This is a genomic window from Mesorhizobium sp. WSM4848, from assembly GCF_055811375.1.
In genome coordinates, this window is record NZ_JBVVPX010000016.1 from 78560 (window position 1) to 100030 (window position 21471).

Annotated in this window: 19 protein-coding genes; 9 read left to right on the plus strand and 10 right to left on the minus strand. The window is 62.9% G+C overall.

Features of this window, described 5'->3' with window-relative positions; all coding sequences use genetic code 11:
* Positions 1-444: 444 nt before the first annotated feature.
* From dnaA to AC0L16_RS16670, 5 genes are all read left to right on the plus strand, one after another.
* Entirely contained in the window at positions 445-1917 is a 1473-nt protein-coding gene (dnaA, locus tag AC0L16_RS16650; RefSeq protein WP_473622003.1) for a chromosomal replication initiator protein DnaA, read from the plus strand.
* Positions 1918-2240: 323 nt separating this feature from the next.
* Complete coding sequence (gene dnaN, locus AC0L16_RS16655; RefSeq protein WP_473622004.1) at positions 2241-3359, plus strand: DNA polymerase III subunit beta; 1119 nt, start codon at positions 2241-2243, stop codon at positions 3357-3359.
* 153 nt (positions 3360-3512) lie between these two features.
* The gene (gene recF, locus AC0L16_RS16660; protein WP_473622005.1) at positions 3513-4688 is read left to right on the plus strand and encodes a DNA replication/repair protein RecF; all 1176 of its coding nucleotides are present in this window, start codon (positions 3513-3515) and stop codon (positions 4686-4688) included.
* Between the two features lie 233 nt (positions 4689-4921).
* Positions 4922-5677 carry a molybdopterin-synthase adenylyltransferase MoeB gene (locus tag AC0L16_RS16665; RefSeq protein WP_473622007.1) on the plus strand — a complete coding sequence of 252 codons (756 nt, stop codon included), beginning with the start codon at positions 4922-4924 and terminating at the stop codon, positions 5675-5677.
* Between the two features lie 3 nt (positions 5678-5680).
* On the plus strand, positions 5681-6163 hold the full coding sequence (locus AC0L16_RS16670) for a GNAT family N-acetyltransferase (protein ID WP_473622008.1): 483 nt from the start codon (positions 5681-5683) through the stop codon (positions 6161-6163).
* A gap of 23 nt (positions 6164-6186) precedes the next feature.
* Here the strand turns inward: AC0L16_RS16670 and AC0L16_RS16675 are convergent, their stop codons facing one another.
* The gene (locus tag AC0L16_RS16675; protein ID WP_123146526.1) at positions 6187-7188 is read right to left on the minus strand and encodes a 2-hydroxyacid dehydrogenase; all 1002 of its coding nucleotides are present in this window, start codon (positions 7186-7188) and stop codon (positions 6187-6189) included.
* 158 nt (positions 7189-7346) lie between these two features.
* Between AC0L16_RS16675 and AC0L16_RS16680 the strand changes: the two genes are divergently transcribed.
* The gene (locus AC0L16_RS16680) at positions 7347-7904 is read left to right on the plus strand and encodes an SH3 domain-containing protein (RefSeq protein WP_473622010.1); all 558 of its coding nucleotides are present in this window, start codon (positions 7347-7349) and stop codon (positions 7902-7904) included.
* Between the two features lie 78 nt (positions 7905-7982).
* Here AC0L16_RS16680 and irrA read toward each other — a convergent pair whose 3' ends face one another.
* Positions 7983-8414: an iron response transcriptional regulator IrrA gene (irrA, locus tag AC0L16_RS16685; RefSeq protein ID WP_023802128.1), complete on the minus strand. Its 432-nt coding sequence runs from the start codon at positions 8412-8414 to the stop codon at positions 7983-7985.
* Positions 8415-8655: 241 nt separating this feature from the next.
* Here irrA and fabA point away from each other — a divergent pair, with 241 nt between their 5' ends.
* The 3 genes from fabA to fabI all read left to right on the plus strand — a co-directional run bounded on the left by fabA (position 8656) and on the right by fabI (position 11347).
* Positions 8656-9174: a 3-hydroxyacyl-[acyl-carrier-protein] dehydratase FabA gene (gene fabA, locus AC0L16_RS16690; protein ID WP_473622011.1), complete on the plus strand. Its 519-nt coding sequence runs from the start codon at positions 8656-8658 to the stop codon at positions 9172-9174.
* 128 nt (positions 9175-9302) lie between these two features.
* On the plus strand, positions 9303-10523 hold the full coding sequence (gene fabB / locus AC0L16_RS16695; RefSeq protein ID WP_473622012.1) for a beta-ketoacyl-ACP synthase I: 1221 nt from the start codon (positions 9303-9305) through the stop codon (positions 10521-10523).
* Positions 10524-10534: 11 nt separating this feature from the next.
* The gene (gene fabI, locus AC0L16_RS16700) at positions 10535-11347 is read left to right on the plus strand and encodes an enoyl-ACP reductase FabI (protein ID WP_473622014.1); all 813 of its coding nucleotides are present in this window, start codon (positions 10535-10537) and stop codon (positions 11345-11347) included.
* Positions 11348-11365: 18 nt separating this feature from the next.
* On the opposite strand, the gene AC0L16_RS16705 is transcribed toward fabI, so the two are convergent.
* The 8 genes from AC0L16_RS16705 to AC0L16_RS16740 all read right to left on the minus strand — a co-directional run bounded on the left by AC0L16_RS16705 (position 11366) and on the right by AC0L16_RS16740 (position 21458).
* Positions 11366-12379 (minus strand): class I SAM-dependent methyltransferase, encoded by a 1014-nt coding sequence (locus AC0L16_RS16705; protein ID WP_473622015.1) that lies wholly within the window; start codon positions 12377-12379, stop codon positions 11366-11368.
* Between the two features lie 91 nt (positions 12380-12470).
* Complete coding sequence (gene pnp / locus AC0L16_RS16710) at positions 12471-14618, minus strand: polyribonucleotide nucleotidyltransferase (protein WP_473622017.1); 2148 nt, start codon at positions 14616-14618, stop codon at positions 12471-12473.
* A gap of 404 nt (positions 14619-15022) precedes the next feature.
* Positions 15023-15397: a 30S ribosomal protein S15 gene (rpsO, locus tag AC0L16_RS16715; RefSeq protein ID WP_292598464.1), complete on the minus strand. Its 375-nt coding sequence runs from the start codon at positions 15395-15397 to the stop codon at positions 15023-15025.
* 77 nt (positions 15398-15474) lie between these two features.
* Entirely contained in the window at positions 15475-16569 is a 1095-nt protein-coding gene (gene corA / locus AC0L16_RS16720) for a magnesium/cobalt transporter CorA (RefSeq protein WP_473622018.1), read from the minus strand.
* 43 nt (positions 16570-16612) lie between these two features.
* A complete protein-coding gene (truB, locus tag AC0L16_RS16725; RefSeq protein ID WP_473622019.1) occupies positions 16613-17575 on the minus strand; it encodes a tRNA pseudouridine(55) synthase TruB in 963 nt (320 codons plus the stop codon).
* Positions 17575-18012, minus strand: coding sequence for a 30S ribosome-binding factor RbfA (rbfA, locus tag AC0L16_RS16730; protein ID WP_473622021.1), 438 nt, complete (start codon positions 18010-18012; stop codon positions 17575-17577). Before rbfA ends, truB begins: the two co-directional genes overlap by 1 nt.
* Before the next feature lie 231 nt (positions 18013-18243).
* Complete coding sequence (infB, locus tag AC0L16_RS16735) at positions 18244-20811, minus strand: translation initiation factor IF-2 (protein ID WP_473622022.1); 2568 nt, start codon at positions 20809-20811, stop codon at positions 18244-18246.
* Entirely contained in the window at positions 20808-21458 is a 651-nt protein-coding gene (locus AC0L16_RS16740; protein ID WP_473622023.1) for an RNA-binding protein, read from the minus strand. The genes infB and AC0L16_RS16740 overlap by 4 nt, the downstream gene beginning before the upstream one ends.
* Positions 21459-21471 lie beyond the last annotated feature (13 nt).

A 21471-nucleotide genomic window follows, 5' to 3' on the forward strand; every position in this document is an offset into this window, starting at 1 on the left:
CTATCGAGAGGGACGGGCCGTTGGCCCTTAACCCAGCCCAGCCTGAATCGGCCAGCACAAAAGCGGCAGAATTCATGACGCGGATCATCTCTGCGTACGGGTTTGGTTTGCCTTTTCGATACGGTAGGGGAATGGCGTAATTGTACATGGCAGATCAATGACGCGCCGGCGTTTCGCCGGGCGGAATTGTATTGCCCTGACATGACCAAAGCGGGCTGGCTCCGAGGAGCCGGCGCCGGTTCCCTGACAATGAGGCGACATCATCTGCCGGCGGCGGCGATGGTGTCGCTGCGAGGACACGGTCGCCGGAAACATGGATGCAGGAGGCGCATTCCCGGCGGAAAAAGGTTCAAAAGGACAAGGAACTCGATCATGCAGAGCGGCATCGAAAGGGAGCTTACGGGCGACCTCCCATTCCCTGGGACCTTAACCGGAGGGGACGCCATGTCGGCTTCCATCGACGCGGAACAAAAGTTCGACCGGGTCAAGGCCCAGTTGAAGGCGCGTCTGGGAACCGAAGTCTATTCGAGCTGGTTTGGGCGCATGAAGGTCGCCGAGGCGTCCCGGGGCATTGTCCGCATCTCGGTGCCCACCGCCTTCCTGCGCTCGTGGATCAACGGCCACTACCTCGACCTCATCGCCGAGCTGTGGAGACACGAGGATCCTGAAATCCTCAAGATCGAGATCGTCGTGCGCACCGCTACCCGTCCGGGGCGCAACGGCGTCGAGCCCGAAGTGGCCCCGGCGCGCAAGATGACCAGGCAAGCGCAAACGGCGCTGGCCGCCGGAACAGCGGCCCCCGGCAGGGTGGAGCGGGTACCGGCACCTCGCCCGGGAATGCCTGCCGAAACCGAGTTCCGGCACAATGTGCTCGGTTCGCCGCTTGACCCGCGCTACACGTTCGGCTCCTTCATCGAGGGGCCGTCGAACCGGGTGGCCTTCGCCGCCGCCAAAGCGGTGGCGGAATCGCAGTCGAGCGCGGTGCGCTTCAATCCGCTGTTTCTGCACGCGACGGTGGGGCTGGGCAAGACGCACCTGCTGCAGGCGATCGCGGCGGAATCGCTGAAGCAGAATCCGAAATCGCGCGTCGTCTATCTCACGGCCGAATATTTCATGTGGCGGTTTGCCACCGCGATCCGCGACAACAACGCGCTGACGCTGAAGGAACAGTTGCGCGACATCGACCTCCTCATCATCGACGACATGCAGTTCCTGCAAGGCAAGTCGATCCAGCATGAATTCTGCCATCTGATCAACATGCTGCTCGACAGCGCCAAGCAGGTGGTGGTCGCCGCCGACCGGCCGCCGTCGGAACTGGAATCGCTGGAGCCCCGCGTCCGCTCGCGCCTCAACGGCGGCGTCGCGCTCGAAATGTCGGCGCCGGATTTCGCCATGCGGATCGGCATGCTCAAGCTACGCCTTGCCACCGCCAAGGCCGACGATGCATCGCTCGACATCTCGGAGGAGATCCTCAACCATGTCGCTCGCACGGTGACCGGCAGCGGGCGTGAACTCGAAGGTGCGTTCAACCAGCTTCTGTTCCGCCAGTCGTTCGAACCGCAGATCACCATCGACCGCATCGACGAGATCCTCGGCCATATCTATCGTTCGGGCGAGCCGAAGCGGGTGCGCATCGAGGACATCCAGCGAATCGTCGCGCGCCACTACAATGTGTCGAAGACGGAACTTCTGTCCAACCGGCGCACCCGCACCATCGTCAAGCCGCGGCAGGTCGCGATGTACCTGTCGAAGGTGATGACACCGCGCTCCTTGCCGGAGATCGGGCGGCGTTTCGGTGGCCGCGATCACACGACGGTGCTGCATGCCGTGCGCAAGATCGAGGATCTTTCAGGCGTCGACAACACGCTGGCGCAGGAGCTCGAACTGCTAAGAAGACTGATCAACGATCAGGCCTGACCGGCCCGAAAAAAACAAGGCGTGTCGCGTTTGGGTGGCTGCGACGCGCTTGAAATTCTTGTTTTTATGCATGTTGTTGCCGCATAACCTCTGCACACCCTCGGGTCAGTCCGAGGGCATGCTTTTGGGCGACAAGCATTGGCTTGCGGGCTTGCCCAGTTTTACACTAGGAAAGCCCGTGTAACCGCCCCGAACCGGTAGCGCGGGCTTGCGTTCACGGGTTTTTTCCTGTCAGTTTGTGCAGATTCTGAGCCTGTTCAGACCTTTCGCGGGTTGCCGCTTGCCGGAGACCCGCTCATTCATTCAAGCGAGCCTGTTTCGTCATGCGTGTTATCCTGGAACGGTCAAATCTCCTGAAGTCGCTCAACCACGTTCATCGCGTGGTCGAGCGGCGCAACACCATACCGATCCTGTCGAACGTGCTGCTGATCGCCGAAGGCGCCACCCTTGAAATGAAGGCGACCGACCTCGACCTGGAGGTGACCGAAGCCACGTCCGCCAAGGTCGAGCGCGGCGGCGCGACGACGGTTCCGGCGCATCTGCTCTACGACATCGTGCGCAAGCTCGCCGACGGCGCGGAGGTCATGCTGAAGACCGACGAGGACGGCAACGCCATGACGGTGACCTCGGGCCGCTCGAGCTTCCGTCTCCAGTGCCTGCCGCAATCCGATTTCCCGGAGCTTTCGGCCGGATCGTTCTCGCATATCTTCCGGCTCGATTCGGTCGCGCTCAAGGGCCTGATCGAGAAGACCCAATTCGCCATCTCCACCGAGGAGACGCGCTACTACCTGAACGGCATCTACCTGCACACGCATGACGCCGACGGCAAGCTGAAGCTGCGCTCGGTAGCGACCGACGGCCATCGGCTGGCGCGCGCCGAGATCGACGCGCCGGCAGGATCGGAAGGCATGCCGGGCATCATCATTCCGCGCAAGACCGTCAGCGAGCTGCAAAAGCTTGTCGACGACCCCGATATCGCCGTGACCACCGAACTGTCCGACACCAAGATCCGCTTCACCATCGGCAGTGTCGTTTTGACCTCGAAGCTGATCGACGGCACCTTCCCGGACTATCAGCGGGTGATCCCGACCGGCAACGACAAGAAGCTGATCATCGACCGCCAGAGTTTCGCCGCCGCCGTCGACCGCGTCTCGACCATTTCGTCCGAACGCGGCCGGGCGGTGAAGCTTTCGATTGGAGAAGGCCAGGTCACGCTTGCAGTCAACAATCCGGATTCCGGCAGCGCCACCGAGGAACTGGCCGCGGATTATTCGTCCGACGCGATCGAAATCGGCTTCAACGCCAAGTATCTGCTCGACGTCGCCGCCCAGTTGACCGGCACCGAGGCAAAATTCATGCTGGCGGATGCCGGCTCGCCAACGCTGATCCACGACATGGCCGACGAAACCACGCTCTACGTGCTGATGCCGATGCGGGTCTGATGCATGTCGCGCAAAAGCATGCCCTCGGGCTTGAACCGAGGGTGTGCAGCGGTCTTGCGATAGTGACATGCATAAAACAACAACCTAAAGCGCGTCGCATGAGGCTGGTCAAACGCGGCGCACTTTAGGCCCGAACGAGGCCATCTTGCTGTCATGACCGGAGTTGCGAAGCAGCCTGACCGCGACCAACAGACTCATATAAGTAAGCTGTCGCTTACCAATTTCCGCAATTACGCAACACTGTCGATCGACCTCGATCCCGGCGCGGTGGTTTTTTCCGGCGACAATGGCGCCGGCAAAACCAACCTGCTGGAGGCGATTTCCCTGCTGACGCCGGGGCGAGGCCTGCGCCGGGCGCCTTATGCCGACGTGGCGCGCGAAGGCGGCGACGGCGGCTTTGCCATCCATGCCCGGCTCGATGGGCCGGACGGCCCGGTCGAAATCGGCACCGGCATCGCAGGCGGCGACGCCGCCGAGAGCGGCCGGCGGGTGCGGATCAATGGCGCGGCGGCGCGCTCGGCGGAGGACATGCTGGAATGGTTGCGCGTCGTCTGGCTGACACCGGCGATGGATGCATTGTTCACCGGGCCGGCCGCAGATCGCCGGCGCTTTCTCGACCGGCAGGTGCTGGCGATCGATCCGGGCCACGGCCAGCGCGCGCTCGACTACGAAAAAGCGATGCGCGGCCGCAATCGACTGCTCGCCGAAGGCTCGCGCGACGGCGCCTGGTTCGATGCGATCGAGACGCAAATGGCCGAAACCGGTGTGGCGATCGCCGCGGCGCGTGCCGAACTGGTGCGCCTGCTCGCCGCCATGATCGACAGGCTGCCAAGCTCCGGTCCGTTTCCGCAAACCGACATCGGCCTGTCCGGCGCGCTGGAAAGCGAGGTCACAACCAGCGCGGCTGTCGATGTCGAGGAGCGGTTCCGCCGCGCGCTTGCCGAAGCTCGCGATCGCGACCGCGCCGCCGGGCGCACGCTCGACGGCCCGCACCGGTCGGATCTCGTGGTGCGGCACCGGCCAAAGGCGATGCCGGCCGAACTCTGTTCGACGGGCGAGCAGAAGGCGCTGCTGGTCGGCATGGTCCTGTCGCACGCCCGGCTGACCGGCGAGATGTCGGGCATGACGCCGATACTGCTGCTCGATGAGATCGCCGCCCATCTCGATGCGGGCCGACGCGCCGCGCTGTTCTCGATCCTCGAAGAGCTGAACTGCCAAGCTTTCATGACCGGAACCGATGCGGCGCTGTTTTCCAGCCTCAGCGGGCGCGCGCAGTTCCTGACCGCCGATCACGGCACGGTTCGGCCGACCATAGTGAGTAGTGAGTAGTAGAGAGAGCACCCTTACTTTACTACTTACTACTTACTACTTACTACTTACTACTTACTACTTACTACTTACTACTTACTACTTACTACTTACTACTCACTACTTACTACTCACTACTCACTACTCACTACTCACTACTCACTGCTGCGCACCCGCTGGCCAACCTCGATGGCAGGCTCTGGCAACATGCATTGCCGCCTGACAAGGTTTTTATCCCGCTATATGGTCGGGCAATGATCACCACCGCGCTCACCGACGAAGAACTCGAACGCTACGCCCGCCACATAGTGCTGCCCGAGATCGGTGGCGCCGGCCAGCAGCGACTGAAGCGGGCTCGGGTCCTGGTCATCGGCGCCGGCGGACTGGGAGCGCCGGTGCTCGAGTATCTCGCCGCCGCCGGCGTCGGCACACTCGGCATCGTCGACGACGACAGCGTCTCGCTGTCGAACCTGCAAAGACAGGTGATCCACGGCACCGGCGCTGTCGGCATGGCGAAGACCGACAGTGCCAAGGCGGCGATCGCCCGCATCAATCCCAACGTCGCAGTGGAACTGCACAATCTCAGGCTGACGGCGGACAACGCCCCTGCCCTTGTCGCCCGTTATGACATCGTCGTCGACGGCTCCGACAATTTCGAAACCCGTTATGCGGTGGCCGACGCCTGCGCCGCGGAAAAGCGGCCGCTGGTCCATGCCGCCGTCGGCCGCTTCGACGGCTCGGTGACCGTGCTGAAACCGTTCGAGACCGGCACGGGCGGCAGGCCGAATCCGAGCTATCGCGATCTTTTTCCGGAACCACCGCCGGCGGGTCTGGTGCCATCCTGCGCCGTGGCCGGCGTGCTTGGCGTGCTGACCGGCGTCGTCGGCACGCTGCAGGCCATGGAGGCGATCAAGCTGATCGCCGGCATCGGCGAGCCGCTGGTCGGCCGGCTGCTGCTTTACGATGCGTTGGCCGCCCGCTTCGACACGATCCGCTACAAGAGCAGCTAGATTTTGGGCAGCCGGGTTTCCGTCGCGCAGCTTCCGGCCGATTTCGACCGTTGGGACGAGGTGCTGGCGCTGATCATGCGCGCCTTCGCTGCCATGGACGGTGTCATCGATCCGCCATCCTCGGCGCATCGGCTCACGCTCGAAAATCTCCGGGACAAGGCCCGGCAAGAGACGGGCTTTGCGGCGCTGAAGGACGGCAAGATTGTCGGCTGCGTTTTTATCCTGGAGCGGGCCAACGATTTCTATGTCGGAAAGCTCGCGGTCGAACCGGACTTTCAGGGACAAGGCATTGCCAGGCGGCTGATGCAAGCTGTCGAGGACCTTGCCCGCAACCGCGGCAAGCCTGCGATCGAGCTTCAGACGCGGATCGAATTGACCGGGAATCACGCCGCCTTTGCCCGCCTTGGCTTTCGCGAAACGGAACGGACAGCGCACAGTGGCTATGACCGACCGACCTCGATCACCATGCGCAAAGTTCTTTCGTAAGCCTGCACTAACTTAAGATTGCATCACGTCCGCAGCGGCAGCACGCGATCCGGCGGCCGATGGCCATCGAAGAAGGCGCGGATGTTGATGATCACCTTCTCGCCCATGTCGATCCGGCCTTCGAGCGTCGCCGACCCCATATGCGGCAACAGTACGACCTTGCCCTTAGCGGCGAGCTTCAGCAATTTGCTGTTCAGCGCCGGCTCATGCTCGTAGACGTCGAGCCCGGCGCCGGCGATCTTGCCGTCCTGGATCAGCTTGACCAGAGAGTCCTCGTCGATGATGTCGCCGCGCGCCGTGTTGACGATGTAAGCGGACGGTTGCAGAAGCGCCAGCCGCCGCGCCGAAAGCAGATGGAAGGTCGCCGGCGTCGATGGACAATTGACCGATATGATGTCCATGCGGGCAAGCATCTGGTCGAGGCTTTCCCAATAAGTCGCCTCCAGCTCATCCTCGACCGCAGGCAGCACGCGATGGCGGTTGTGATAGTGGATCGACAGGCCAAAGGCCTTGGCCCGTCGGGCGACGGCGGTGCCGATGCGGCCCATGCCGACAATGCCGAGGCGTTTGCCCCAGATACGCCGGCCGAGCATCCAGGTCGGCGACCAGCCGGCCCATTTCTTGTCGCCAGTCAGCACATTGGCGCCTTCCGCCAGCCGCCGCGGCACCGCCAGCATCAGCGCCATGGTCATGTCGGCGGTATCTTCGGTCAGCACGTTCGGCGTGTTGGTGACGGTAATGCCCTTCTTCGCTGCGGCCGACACGTCGATCTTGTCGACGCCGTTGCCGAAATTGGCGATCAGCTTGAGGTTGTCGCCAGCCTGGGCGATCAGCGCCGCGTCGATTTGATCGGTTATGGTCGGCACCAGCACGTCGGCTTCCTTGACCGCCGCGACCAATTCCGGCTGCGTCATCGGCCGGTCTTCGACATTCAGCCGAGCGTCGAACAGCTCACGCATGCGGGTCTCGACCGGGTCGGGCAGCTTGCGCGTGATGACGACGAGGGGCCTTTTTCTGCCTACCATTGTTTCCTCGAACCCGACCTCGTTGAGACCTCTTTAACCAAGACAGGCGAAACTGCAGGCCGGTCGCGGTGCCAGTTCTCCATGTAACAAGAGGTTCCGCCGAAGACAAAGAAAAAGGGGCGCCAAGGCCGGTGAGCCGGCGCCGAAAGGGAACGAAAGTGTCTGGTTTCGCGTCGCTCCGCCTGGCCCTCAGCGCAGCATTTCTCGGCGCTCTGCTTTATTCCCCGCATGTGGCGGCGCAGAATGCGGCAGCACCGACCCAGAGCGTCACGCTCGGGCCGAGCGGACTGCCGCTGCCGCGCTTCGTCAGCCTGAAAGCCGGCCGTGTCAACTCCCGCGTCGGACCAGGCGTCAACTATTCCGTCGACTGGATGTATATGAAGCCCGGCCTGCCGATGGAGATCATCCAGGAATTCGACACCTGGCGTCGTGTGCGCGATGCCGACGGCTCGGAAGGCTGGATCAACCAGTCGCTGCTTTCAGGTCGCCGCACGGCGATCGTAGCGCCCTGGCAGCGCGGCAAAGATGCCCGAATCAACCTTCTCGACGACCCGCAAAAGGATGCCAGCATCGTCGCGATCATTGAGCCGGGCGCCATGGGCACGATCAAGTCCTGTGACGGCCAGTGGTGCGAAATGACCTTCAATGGCCACACCGGCTGGCTCGCCCAGTCGCTGGTCTGGGGCGCCTATCCGGGCGAACGGGTCAAGAACTGACCTCTTCCTGCCGGTTCGGGATCATGGTCCAGAGGCTGCTAAAGGCGAGACGGTATCTCGCGGCCTTATCAGCGCCGATCACTCGCAGCGTTTCGGGCGCAGCCTCACCACGATATCGACATTGGCGATCTCCATCCCCTCCGGCGGCTCCGGCAGGTTGGAAACCGTGACAGGACCGCTGGCGATGTCAAAAATCCTGTTTTCGCCCTCAATGTAGAAATGATGGTGATCGGAGGTGTTGGTGTCGAAATAGGTCTTCGACCCCTCAACGGCCAGGATGCGCAGAAGGCCCGCCTGGGTGAATTGATGAAGGGCGTTGTAGACGGTGGCGAGCGATACCGGCACGCCGGCGGCGATCGCCTCCTCGTGCAGTTCCTCGGCCGACAGATGGCGGTCGCCTTTGGCAAAAAGCAGATCGGCCAGCGCAATGCGCTGACGCGTCGGCCTCAGGCCAGCTTCGCGAACCCGCTTGTCCACAGCGACATTTTCCTTCCGGCAGCCCAGATCCATCTGTCCGTCCAAGCTCAAGTTTCGCCTCAAGACCTGTCCAGAATGGCAAAAAACGAACATTGACCGATACTGGACATCCCCCGACATATATTCTGTCGGCCGAATACGATCAATAGCGCGCATTGACCCCGGCAGGCGGGCGGGTTAAGCGCAAACGCCGGTTTCCGGCCGGAAATAGATTGTGTTAGGAAACCAACGACAAGGGCGCGCTACCGCCCGGACGATTACGGGGACGAGATTGATGGCGGTTTCGAAATCCAGCTACGATTACGAGGAACTGCTTGCCTGCGCCCGCGGCGAGCTGTTCGGACCTGAAAACGCCCAGCTCCCCTATCCGCCGATGCTGATGTTCGACCGCATCACAGAAATCAGCGAGACGGGCGGCGCCTTCGACAAGGGCTTCATCCGCGCAGAATTCGACATCAAGCCGGACCTGTGGTTTTTCGCCTGCCACTTCATCGGCAACCCGATCATGCCGGGATGCCTGGGCCTCGACGCCATGTGGCAATTGACGGGATTCTACCTCGGCTGGCTCGGCGAGCCGGGCAAGGGCATGGCGCTCTCGACCGGCGAAGTGAAATTCAAAGGCATGGTGACGCCGTCGGTCAAGAAGGTGGAATATGGCGTGGATTTCAAGCGCGTGATGCGCGGCCGGCTGGTGCTGGGTATCGCCGATGGCTGGCTGAAAGCGGATGGCGAACCCATATACGCAGCAACGGATCTTAAGGTGGGTCTGTCCAAGCAATCGGCCGCCGCCTGACCGGCGCATGCGCAGCGCCGCGAGTCCGCGGGAGGCGCAAAGGAAGCTGTAGAACTTAATTTGCGCATCCTTGTCCGGCAGGTTTCGGTCCGGCAGGTTTCGGGTTCATGCGCTGGAAGGAGTTGCGAATGAGACGGGTCGTAGTGACAGGCCTCGGCATCGTGTCGTCGATCGGCAACAATGCCAACGAGGTGCAGGCCTCGCTCCATGATGCCAGATCAGGCATCAGCCACTCCGATTCCTTCGCCGAACACGGCTTCCGCTGCCAGGTCTGGGGAGCGCCGACGCTCGACCCCTCGGCGCTGATCGATCGCCGCGCCATGCGCTTCCTGTCGCAAGGTGCGGCCTGGAACCATGTCGCCATGGACCAGGCGATCGTCGACGCTGGACTTGGCGAGAACGACATCACCAATGAGCGCACCGGCATCGTCATGGGATCGGGCGGGCCATCGACCAGAACCATCGTCGAAGCCGCTGAAACCACGCTCAAGAACGGCAGCCCCAAGCGCATCGGCCCGTTCGCGGTGCCGAAGGCGATGTCGTCGACCGCTTCGGCGACGCTCGCCACCTGGTTCAAGATCCACGGCGTCAATTATTCGATCTCTTCGGCCTGCTCGACCTCGGCGCATTGCATCGGCAATGGCTACGAGCTGATCCAATGGGGCAAGCAGGACATGGTCTTCGCCGGCGGCCATGAGGATCTCGACTGGACGATGTCAGACCTGTTCGACGCGATGGGCGCCATGTCCTCCAAGTTCAACGACCGGGCATCGGCTGCCTCGCGCGCCTATGACGTCGATCGCGACGGCTTCGTCATTGCCGGCGGCGCCGGCGTGCTGGTCCTGGAAGAGCTCGAGCACGCCAAGGCGCGCGGCGCAAAGATCTACGCCGAGGTCGTCGGCTATGGCGCGACCTCCGACGGCTACGACATGGTGGCGCCCTCGGGCGAAGGCGCGGTGCGCTGCATGCGGCAGGCGCTGGCGACCGTCTCTTCGCCGGTCGACTACATCAACACGCACGGCACCTCGACGCCGGTCGGCGACTCCAGGGAAATGGGCGCGATCCGCGAGGTGTTCGGCGAAAACATCCCGTTCATCACCTCGACGAAATCACTGACCGGCCATTCGCTGGGTGCGGCCGGCGTGCAGGAATCGATCTACTCGATCCTGATGATGCAAGGCGGCTTCATCGGCGAGAGCGCCCACATCGAGCAGCTCGATCCGGAATTCGAGGGTATGCCGATCGTGCGACAACGCATCGACGACGCCAGGATCGACACTGTCCTGTCCAACTCGTTCGGTTTCGGCGGCACCAACGCAACGCTGATTTTCCAGCGCTATTCCGCATAAGGACTGCCACCATGGACGGATTGATGAAGGACAAGCGCGGGCTTGTCATGGGTGTCGCCAACGACCATTCGATCGCCTGGGGCATCGCCCGGAAACTGTCCGAACATGGGGCGGAACTCGCCTTCACCTATCAGGGCGAAGCCTTTGGGCGCCGGGTCAGGCCGCTCGCCGACAAGCTCGGCTCCTCGCTGGTCGTGCCTTGCGACGTCGAGGACAGCGCATCGATTGCCGCTACCTTCGAGACCTTGGGCGAGGCCTGGGGCAGGCTGGACTTCGTCGTCCACGCCATCGGCTTTTCCGACAAGAACGAGCTGAAAGGCCTTTACGCCGACACCAGCCGCGACAATTTCGTCCGCACCATGGTCATCTCCTGCTACTCCTTCACCGAGGTCGCCCGTCATGCGGCCGCGTTGATGAAGGACAGCGGCTCGATGATCACCCTGACCTATGCCGGTTCGGTCCGCGTCATGCCGAACTACAACGTCATGGGCGTCGCCAAGGCCGGGCTTGAAGCCAGCGTCCGCTATCTCGCCAACGACTACGGCCCGCGCGGCATCAGGGTGAACGGCATATCCGCCGGACCGGTGCGGACACTGGCCGGCGCCGGGATTTCCGACGCACGCCACATGTTTTCCTACCAGCAGCGCAACTCGCCGCTGCGCCGTACAGTGACCATCGACGAAGTCGGTGGTTCCGCGCTCTATCTGCTGTCCGACCTGTCGTCGGGCGTCACCGGCGAAATCCACTATGTCGATTCCGGCTACCACATCGTCTCGATGCCGACGCTCGACGAGCTGAAGCGGACCGACAGCGGACGGGAATAATTTCGGCCGCAGAAGCTCTCAGCGGCGCGCCGCGAAAACCTTGAACATGCCGTCGCGGGCGATCTCGGCATGACTGGAGAAGGCGGCCGCCAGCACCGGCTCGTAGGGAAGCTGGCGGTTCGCCACCATGAACAGCCGACCGCCCGGCTTCAGCGCCTTTGCCGCGGCGCGGATCATGCCGGCGCCGATCTCCGGCTCGGCCGCCCGGCTGCGATGGAAGGGCGGGTTCATGGCGATGGCGTCATAGCGCCGCTCGACCGGCTCGCTCAAAAGATCGATCCAGAAGAAGTCGGGTTCCGCCGTTGTGTTGCCGATATTGAATTTCGCCGCCTCCAGCGCATCGAACTCGGCCTCGTAGAGATCGAGCGCCGATATGCCAGGTGAGCGGGCGGCGATTTCGGCCGCCACATAGCCCCAGCCGGCGCAGAAATCGGCAACGCTGCCACGCAAATCGCCGGGCAGGTTGTCGACCAGCAATCTCGAACCTGCATCGATCTTGTCGAAAGAAAACATGCCTGGTGCGGTGCGGAACCGATCCTCGACCAGAAGGGCTGGATTGGCAGCGCGATGCGCCGCTGCGACCGCAGCATCGGCAGGTCGATGAAACCAGAAGGCGATGCCGTGATGTTTCGGCAAATGGCCATCGAGCGGCACAAGCTCGTCGATGCGCTTGCGCAGGCTGGCAATGCCATCGTCCTTGGCGCCGGCGACGACAATCAATCCGCCCGGCCTCACACACTCGATCGCCTCGGCGATGCGCAATTCGTTTTGCCCGCGATGACGGCCGGCAAGCACCAATGCCGCATCGAAACCTTCGCCCTCCAGGCGCGGCGTGACGGTGAAACCGGCCCCCTGCAGCGCGCGAAAATGCGGCCGGAAGCCTTGCACGAGATGCAGCGCTGCATCGAAGCCTGCGGGCAGGCGAAAACCCGGTTCGGCGCCGAGAAAGAGGACACGCTCGCCCTTACGCGGCAAGGAAACAGCCTCGGCCTCGAACGGATGGAACAGTGTCTTCAGCGGCGCGGCGGACATTTTTCGATCTCGAAGTGCAGCTGTATTGTCCAGAAAATGAAAACGGGCGCGACCTGTCGGCGCGCCCGTTTCGATTGTACGGTCAGATCGCTCAGGCGGCGTCTTCTTCGCCGTCGGCCTTCTTGTCGCGGGCGATTTCCTTGCCGGTGGCCTGGTCGACGACCTTCATCGACAGGCGGACCTTGCCGCGTTCGTCGAAGCCCATCAGCTTGACCCAGACCTTGTCGCCTTCCTTGACGACGTCCGAGGTCTTGGCGACGCGATCATTGGCGAGCTGCGAGATGTGGACGAGGCCGTCACGCGGACCGAAGAAGTTGACGAAAGCGCCGAAGTCGGCGGTCTTGACGACCGTGCCCTCGTAGATTTCGCCGACTTCCGGCTCGGCGACGATGGTGTGGATCCACTTCTTCGCCGCCTCGATCTCCTTGGCGTTGGACGAAGCGATCTTGACCGTGCCGTCGTCCTCGATGTTGATCTTGGCGCCGGTCTTTTCGACGATCTCGCGGATGACCTTGCCGCCCGAGCCGATCACGTCGCGGATCTTGTCGGTCGGGATGTGCATGACCTCGATGCGCGGCGCGAATTCGCCGAGTTCGGCACGCGCGCCGGACAGCGCATGGCCCATTTCGCCGAGGATATGCTGGCGGCCGTCCTTGGCCTGGTCCAGCGCGATCTTCATGATCTCTTCGGTGATGCCCTCGATCTTGATGTCCATCTGCAGCGAGGTGATGCCGTTGGCGGTGCCGGCAACCTTGAAGTCCATGTCGCCGAGATGGTCCTCGTCGCCGAGGATGTCGGAGAGCACGGCGAAGCGCTCGCCTTCCTTGATCAGTCCCATGGCGATGCCGGCGACCGGCTTGGCCAGCGGCACACCGGCATCCATCAGCGCCAGCGAGGTGCCGCAGACGGTAGCCATCGACGACGAGCCGTTGGACTCGGTGATCTCCGAGACGACGCGCAGCGTGTAGGGGAACTGGTCCGATGTCGGCAGCATCGGGCGGATCGCGCGCCAGGCCAGCTTGCCGTGGCCGATTTCGCGGCGGCCGGGCGACCCCATGCGACCGGTTTCACCGACCGAATAGGGAGGGAAGTTGTAGTGAAGGAGGAACTTCTCCTTGTACATGCCGGTCAGCGAATCGACGTACTGCTCGTCCTCGCCGGTGCCGAGCGTGGCGACGACGAGCGCCTGGGTCTCGCCGCGGGTGAACAGCGCCGAGCCGTGGGTGCGCGGCAGGACACCGACTTCGGAGACGATCTTGCGGACCGTCTTCAGGTCGCGGCCGTCGATGCGCGAACCGGTGTCGAGGATGTTCCAGCGCACGACCTTGGCCTGGAGCTCCTTGAATACGGTGCCGATCTGCTCGGACGTATACTTGGCTTCTTCGCCTTCCGCGGGCGCGAACGCAGCCTTGACCTTCGCCTTGACGGCGTCGACGGCCGAATAGCGCTTCTGCTTGTCGGTGATCTTGTAAGCATCGCGAAGCTCGCCTTCGACGATCTTCAGCATCTCGGCTTCAAGCGCCGAATAATCCGGCGCGGTGAAGTCACGCGGGTCCTTGGCGGCGACTTCTGCCAGCTTGATGATGGCGTCGATCACCGGCTGGAAGCCGCGATGGCCGAACATGACGGCGCCGAGCATCAGGTCCTCGCCGAGTTCCTTGGCTTCGGACTCGACCATCAGCACGGCGTCAGAGGTGCCGGCGACGATCAGATCGAGCTTGGATTCCTGCATCTCGTCGACATGCGGATTGAGCACATATTCGCCGTTGATGTAACCGACGCGGGCGCCGCCGATCGGACCCATGAAGGGGACGCCGGACAGCGTCAAGGCCGCTGAGGTGGCGACGATCGACAGGATGTCCGGGTCGTTTTCGAGATCATGCTGGACGACGGTGACGACGATTTGCGTGTCGTTCTTGTAGCCGTCAGCGAAAAGCGGGCGGATCGGACGGTCGATGAGACGGGAAACCAGCGTTTCCTTTTCGCTCGGACGACCTTCGCGCTTGAAATAGCCGCCCGGGATCTTGCCGGCGGCATAGGTCTTTTCCTGGTAGTTGACGGTCAGCGGGAAGAAATCGAGGCCGGGCTTCGGTTCCTTCATCGAAACGACGGTGGCGAGAACCTTGGTTTCGCCGTAGGTGGCGAGAACCGCGCCGTCGGCCTGGCGCGCAATCTTGCCGGTTTCGAGGATGAGCGGACGGCCGCCCCATTCGATTTCCACTTTGTGGTGATTGAACATGTCTCGTCCTTCATATGCGGAAAGGGCCGCGCCATTTCACCGTGCGCGAATGCCTCTTTCCCTTGGCTTCGTTTCTCGGGCAGCCACGGGCAAGACAACGGGAAGCTCGGGTAATCCGGCGCTGTGCCGCGCGAGCATCCTGCAATCCTGCCCCATGACCGTCCATGGGCGGTTTCGAACGGCCCTGTGCTATCTCGAAACCGGGTCTGGCCAATCGATCCGACTGGCCTTGCGCATGACCCGAAAACCGCGGCTCTCGGAAATGCCTTGCGCAAATTCAAAGCTTTAGAGCGTCCTATGTGCGCGTCCAAATCGAAGCGCGGCGCTCTACATCCTTCATCAGAGCAATGGACTGCTCCAATGCGCGACCGGCGGGCTCTCGAAAGAACCCGCCGGTCAATTCGTCAACGGCGCAGACCGAGCTTCTCGATGAGCGTCTGATAGCGCGCGTCGTCCTTGCGCTTGAGATAATCAAGCAGACTGCGGCGCTGGGAGACGAGAGCGAGCAGACCACGGCGGGAATGGTTATCCTTCTTGTGGTCCTTGAAATGGTCGGTCAGGTTCTTGATGCGCTCGGAAAGGATGGCCACCTGGACTTCCGGAGACCCGGTATCGCCCTTGGCGGTTGCGAATTCACCCATCAATTCCTTCTTGCGCTCGGCAGTAATCGACATCGTGTTTTTCCTTATCTGTTTGAGGAAACGGGACGCCCTCGGCCGGGATGTCGTCCAGCAGGGGCCGGTACAAGCAAGGTGGCATTGCACGATGCTGCGGCGCATATAGGGCAATTCAGGCAAAAACACCAGCCTAATTCACAAGCCGGCTTTTTGCTGCCCAAACGACGATTTCGCTTCGGCTAAAGCCACTTCTTCCATCTGAAGAAGGCGACAAGCCCGAGCGCGACAACGGCCATGAACACGAGCGCTGCCGGATAGCCGTATTGGGCCTTCAGCTCCGGCATGTTCCATGGCGAGGTTTCGGGATCGAAGTTCATGCCCCACACGCCAGCGAGAAAGGTGAGCGGGATGAAGATCACCGAGACGATCGTCAGATAGCTGATGACGTCGCTGGTGCGCGCCTGGCTCAGCGACAGATGCATCTCGATCAGACCGGTCAGCATGTCGCGCTGGGTCTCGACCAGTTCGATGAGCCGAAGCGAGTGATCGAGGGTGTCGTTCAGGAAGATCTTGGTCTCGGGCTTCACATAGGGCACGTCGTTGCGGATCAGCGTCGCCAGCGCGTCGCGCATCGGCCAAAGCACCCCCTTGAGCACATTGGCGTCGCGCCGCAACTCGTGAAGCCGCCGCATCTGGTGCTTGTCCGACGCTCGCAGCATCTGGTCCTCGATGCTGTCGACCAAGTCGCCGGCAGTCTCGATCGACGGGAAATAGCTGTCGACGATGGCGTCGATCAGCGCATAGGCGAGATAGTCGGCGCCGCGTGTGCGCAACCGGTTTGGCGCCGAGCTTTCGATGCGCTTGCGCTCGGGATTGAACGGATCGCCTTCGCGCTCCTGGAAGGTGATGACGAAGTTCCTGCCGAAGAAGACGGCGATCTGCTCGTAGCGATTCGCGGTGACGTCGTCGATCATCCTGACGACGACGAAGGCATGGTCTTCGAAGAAATCCACCTTGGGCCGCTGGCCGGTGTTGACAACGTCTTCCAGCGCCAGCGGATGCAGGCTGAAAATCCGGCCGATCTCCTCGATCAGCGGGATGTTGGCGAGGCCGGTGCAATCGAGCCAGATGACCGGCCATGCGTTGCAATGAGCATTCAGGTCGCCGATGCTGGCATTTTCGATTGTCTCGAATTTGTCGGGCGACATCAGTGTCAGTCGCAGTTCGCTGCGCCGCGCCGCAGGGTCGGCGATCAGTGTGCCCGGAGATGCGCCGACCGGCGGCCGGCGTGCTGTCACCGGCGCCCGCTTCTTGATCGTCTCGGCCTTTGCCATGTGCCCCTCGAATGTACCTCTGATCGAGATTAGACAAGGGGGCTCAGCCGGCAAAGACCCGCTTCGGCTTGAACATGCCTTGCTCGATGGCGCCGATGGCCACCAGCTTGCCGCGCGCCGTGGCGCAGGCTTCCTCGGCTTCCACCGGCGCGTCGCGGCCACGGATGATGACCGGATTGCCGAGGCGGATTTTTGTTGCCGCGTCGTCGCTGATCGCGATCTGCGGCAGGCAGTCGAGCGCGGCTGATGTGTCGACCAAAAACGCGTCGATGGCGTCGAAGTCGACCGGCACCGTGTCCGCTGAAGCCAAAGCTTCGTCGCCCTGTTCGCCGAAGCGAGCGGCTTCCAGCTCGGCGATGGTGACGAAATCTTCCTGCGTGAATGGCTCGACTTCGATCCGGCGCAGTTCGGCGATGTGACCGAAACAGCCGAGGTCGCGGCCCATGTCGCGGGCCAGCGAGCGGACATAGGTGCCCTTGCCGCATTCGACCTCGAAAATGCTGCGATCAGCATTGTGCTCGATCAGGTCGAGGCGGCCGATCTCCACTTCCCGCGCCGGAATGTCGACCGTCGCGCCGTCACGAGCAAGGTCATAGGCGCGCTCGCCTGCGATCTTGATGGCCGAAAATTGCGGCGGCGTCTGCATGATGACGCCGGTGTATTTCGGCATCAGCAAAAGCACATCGGCTTCCGCCGGACGCTGGTCGGAGCTTTTCGTCACCGGCCCTTCGAGGTCATCGGTCGAACGCTCCTCACCCCAGGCAACCGTGAAGCGGTAGACCTTGGCGCCATCCTGGACATAGGGCACGGTTTTGGTCGCTTCGCCGAGCGCAATCGGCAGCATGCCGGAAGCGAGCGGGTCGAGCGTGCCGGCATGGCCGGCCTTTTCCGCCTGGAACAACCATTTGATCTTGGAGACGGCTTCGGTCGAGCCCATGCCAACGGGCTTGTCCAGCACCAGCCAGCCGGAGATCGGCCGGCCCTTCTTCTTGCCGCGACGCGCCACTATTTTTCGTCCTTGTCGTTGTCTTTATTCTGATCGCCAATCTGGGCGTCTGGGCCGAGATCGCGGGCCACTTCGGGCGAGTGCAACAATTCGTTGATCTTCTGGAAATTGTCGTAGCTGGTGTCGAGCCGGAAGCGGAATTCCGGCATGTACTTCATCTGCCGGAGCGCGCCGGAAACGCGGCCGCGCACGAATTTCGCATGCTTGTTGAGCGCCTCGACCACCGCATCGGCATCACTCGCGCCAAGCGGCGAGACGAAGGCGGTGGCGATTTTCAAATCGGGCGACATGCGCACTTCCGAGACCGAAACCACCGCGTTGTCGATCAGCGGATCGATGATCTCGCCGCGCTGCAAGGTTTCCGACAGCGCATGGCGCACCTGCTCGCCGACGCGAAGCATGCGCTGAGATGGACCTGATGTGGTTGAACGGGGCATTTTTCTCTATCCTGAAATCGTGAGGCACGGGATGGGACCGCGCCGCATGTCTCATATGCTTTAGAGCCTGATCCATCCCGATAAGAATCGGAATGGATCAGGCTCTATCTTTTTGTTTGACCATGATCTTCTCCGAAAACCGGATTCCACTTTTCGGGATCATGGTTTAGGCGGCAGCCTTTCGACCACCGCCCGGTCTCAGTAGATGCTCGAACTCAAGTTGCTCGAAACTCAGAGCGTCCTGGTCACCATCTCGACGCGGAAGCACTCGATGACGTCGCCGACGTGCATGTCTTCGTAGTTCTGGAAGGCCATGCCGCATTCCTGGCCGCCCGGGACTTCCGCAACTTCGTCCTTGAAGCGCTTCAGGGTCTTGAGCGTGCCTTCGTGGATGACGACGTTGTCGCGGATCAGGCGAACGCCCGCACCGCGCTCGACCTTGCCTTCGGTGACACGGCAGCCGGCGATCTTGCCGACCTTGGTGATGTCGAAGATCTCGAGGATCTCGGCATTGCCGATGAAGGTCTCGCGACGCTCCGGCGACAGCAGGCCGGACAGCGCCGCCTTCACGTCATCCACGAGGTTGTAGATGATCGAGTAGTAGCGGATCTCGATGCCTGCAGCCGCGGCCGCCGCACGCGCCTGCACATTGGCGCGAACGTTGAAGCCGATGATCGCGGCACCCGAGGTTTCCGCCAGCGACACATCGCTTTCGGTGACGCCGCCGGCGCCCGCATGGACGATGCGCGCACGCACCTCTTCGGTGCCGAGCTTGTCCAGCGCCGCGCTGATCGCCTCAATCGAGCCCTGCACGTCACCCTTGATGACCAGCGGGAATTCCTTCAGCCCGCTCGTCTGCAGTTGCGACATCATCTGTTCGAGCGAGCCACGCTGGCCGGCATGCTTGGCCACCGCCTTCTCACGTGCCAGACGCTGGCGATATTCGGTGATCTCGCGGGCGCGGGCCTCGTTGTTGACGACGGCGAAGCGGTCGCCGGCCTGCGGGGTTCCCTGCAGACCGAGCACTTCCACCGGCATAGCCGGCGGCGCTTCCTTGATCTGCCCGCCGCGGTCGTTGACCAGCGCGCGCACTCGGCCCCATTCGTTGCCGGCAACGAGGATATCGCCAGGCATCAGCGTGCCGGTCTGGACCAGCACCGTGGCGACGGGGCCGCGGCCCTTGTCGAGCTGGGCTTCGATGACGACGCCCTCGGCGGTGCGGTCCGGATTGGCCTTCAGGTCGAGGATTTCGGCCTGCAGCAGGATCGCTTCGAGCAGCTTGTCGAGATTGGTGCCCTTGGTCGCCGACACTTCGACGTCCAGCACCTCGCCGCCCATGGATTCGACGAAGACTTCGTGGCGCAGCAGTTCCGAGCGTACCTTCTGAGGGTCGGCGTCATGCTTGTCGATCTTGTTGATCGCCACAATGATCGGGACGCCGGCCGCCTTGGCATGGCTGATCGATTCGATCGTCTGCGGCATCACGCTGTCGTCGGCCGCCACTACGAGGATGGCGATGTCGGTCGCCTGAGCGCCACGGGCGCGCATCGCCGTGAAGGCGGCGTGGCCCGGCGTGTCAATGAAGGTGATCTTGTGACCGTTCTTCTCGACCTGATAGGCGCCGATATGCTGGGTGATGCCGCCGGCTTCGCCGGATACGACATTGGCATTGCGGATGGCGTCGAGCAGCGACGTCTTGCCGTGGTCGACATGGCCCATGATGGTCACCACCGGCGGACGCGACTCGAGATCTTCGGGGCGATCGGCGATGTTGAACAGGCCTTCCTCGATGTCGGACTCGGCGACGCGGCGAACCGTGTGGCCGAATTCGGTAGCGACCAGTTCGGCTGTGTCGGCGTCGATGACGTCGCCCGGCTTCAGGATCTGGCCCTGTTTCATGAAGAACTTGACCACATCGACGGCGCGCTCGGACATGCGCTGCGCCAGTTCCTGGATGGTGATGGTTTCGGGGAGTATCACTTCGCGCATAACTTTCTCGCGCGGTTCGTTATGCAGCGCGCGCTTGAATTTCTCCTGGCGCCGACGCATCGACGACAGCGAACGCGCCCGCGCATCCTCATCGGAAAGTGCGGCATTCAGCGTTAGCTTGCCGCGGCGGCGATCTTCCTCGCCCTTGGTCGGCTTGGCCGGACGCGCCACTTCGGGCGTGACCGGACGGCGCACCGGGGCACCGGCGCCGGTCCGCTTCGGCTTGACGTCCTCGTCCTCGACTGTCGCCAATTCGGCGGCCAGCGGCGCGCGGCGGCGCGCTTCTTCCTCGGCACGCCGGCGGGACTCGGCCTCGGCCTGCAGCCGGGCTTCTTCCTCGGCCTGGCGGCGCGCGGATTCTTCGCGCTCGCGACGGCGGCGCTCTTCATCGTCGGCACGGCGCTTGGCCTCTTCGATGGCGCGCTGGCGATCTTCGACATCACGCACCTTCGAGCCCTCGAGAGCCCGGCGGCGCGCCTCCATCTCATTGCGCGACAATTCGTTCAGCACCATGCCGCCGCGTTCTGCCGGCGGCGAAGGCGGCGGCGCCTTGGGCGCTTCCTGCACAACCGGCGCTGCCGCGACCGGCGGCTTCGGCGTGAAGACGGACACAGCGGCAGCGGCCGGCTCCGGCTTGTCACCGGGCAGCGAGAACTTGCGCTTCTTGGTCTCGACCACAACCGCCTTGGTGCGGCCATGCGAGAAGCTCTGGCGGACGGTGCCCTGCTCCGTACCGGGGCGCTTCAGCGTCAAGGTCTTCTTCGGCGTAACACTCAGCGTCTTGTCGTCGCCCGATTTCGTATCGTTCATTCCACATCCTCTGCGGCATCATCTTCGTCAGCAACGGCCGCAAGCATTGCCAGATCGCCCGGGGAACCGCCCCGATACCGGTCGAGCGCAACCATGCGCTTCTGGACCGCCCTGCCCGCGTCTCCCGCGAGAACGGCAGCATGTATCACATTTGTACCCCCCAATGCCAAGCTCAACTCGGCCTCGGAGAAAAGTTTGTAGGCAAGAATGGCGGGGCCACCGAGGTGGACGGTTGCCCGTCGCGCCTGGCTGATCTTGCGGACGCCATCATCTGACGCCTCGGTCGCATGCAACACGAAAAGCGCCAGCCCACCACGCACCGCGCTCTCGACCTTGGTGGCGCCGAGCGCGATCGCGCCTGCCTTGCGGGCAAGACCGAGCATGCCCAGAGCGTATCTGGAAAGCAGCCCGTCGACCATGCCGCCGAGATCGGTCGGCACGGTCACCTGCGCCTTGAAGGCGCGAGCGAACAGGTTTTTCGCTGCCGCCTTGTCGATATGTAGGCGGTCGGCAGTCACCCAGCAACCGCGTCCGGGCAGGTTTTTCTTGACATCCGGAACGACGGCCGAATCCGGGCCGACGACGAAACGGATCAGTTCATCCGGTTCGGCCTGTTTGCGCGTGACGATGCAAGTGCGATCGTTCATCTCGTCCAAGGGC

What these genes read in the sequence shown, in the direction of transcription:
- AC0L16_RS16740 (WP_473622023.1), bottom strand. Translation starts at nt 21,458, where the DNA reads ATGAACGATCGCACTTGCATCGTCACGCGCAAACAGGCCGAACCGGAT.
- corA (WP_473622018.1), bottom strand. Translation starts at nt 16,569, where the DNA reads ATGGCAAAGGCCGAGACGATCAAGAAGCGGGCGCCGGTGACAGCACGC.
- infB (WP_473622022.1), bottom strand. Translation starts at nt 20,811, where the DNA reads ATGAACGATACGAAATCGGGCGACGACAAGACGCTGAGTGTTACGCCG.
- recF (WP_473622005.1), top strand. Translation starts at nt 3,513, where the DNA reads ATGACCGGAGTTGCGAAGCAGCCTGACCGCGACCAACAGACTCATATA.
- irrA (WP_023802128.1), bottom strand. Translation starts at nt 8,414, where the DNA reads ATGGATCTGGGCTGCCGGAAGGAAAATGTCGCTGTGGACAAGCGGGTT.
- AC0L16_RS16675 (WP_123146526.1), bottom strand. Translation starts at nt 7,188, where the DNA reads ATGGTAGGCAGAAAAAGGCCCCTCGTCGTCATCACGCGCAAGCTGCCC.
- rpsO (WP_292598464.1), bottom strand. Translation starts at nt 15,397, where the DNA reads ATGCGCCGCAGCATCGTGCAATGCCACCTTGCTTGTACCGGCCCCTGC.
- rbfA (WP_473622021.1), bottom strand. Translation starts at nt 18,012, where the DNA reads ATGCCCCGTTCAACCACATCAGGTCCATCTCAGCGCATGCTTCGCGTC.
- fabA (WP_473622011.1), top strand. Translation starts at nt 8,656, where the DNA reads ATGGCGGTTTCGAAATCCAGCTACGATTACGAGGAACTGCTTGCCTGC.
- AC0L16_RS16665 (WP_473622007.1), top strand. Translation starts at nt 4,922, where the DNA reads ATGATCACCACCGCGCTCACCGACGAAGAACTCGAACGCTACGCCCGC.
- fabI (WP_473622014.1), top strand. Translation starts at nt 10,535, where the DNA reads ATGGACGGATTGATGAAGGACAAGCGCGGGCTTGTCATGGGTGTCGCC.
- AC0L16_RS16705 (WP_473622015.1), bottom strand. Translation starts at nt 12,379, where the DNA reads ATGTCCGCCGCGCCGCTGAAGACACTGTTCCATCCGTTCGAGGCCGAG.
- dnaA (WP_473622003.1), top strand. Translation starts at nt 445, where the DNA reads ATGTCGGCTTCCATCGACGCGGAACAAAAGTTCGACCGGGTCAAGGCC.
- dnaN (WP_473622004.1), top strand. Translation starts at nt 2,241, where the DNA reads ATGCGTGTTATCCTGGAACGGTCAAATCTCCTGAAGTCGCTCAACCAC.
- pnp (WP_473622017.1), bottom strand. Translation starts at nt 14,618, where the DNA reads ATGTTCAATCACCACAAAGTGGAAATCGAATGGGGCGGCCGTCCGCTC.
- fabB (WP_473622012.1), top strand. Translation starts at nt 9,303, where the DNA reads ATGAGACGGGTCGTAGTGACAGGCCTCGGCATCGTGTCGTCGATCGGC.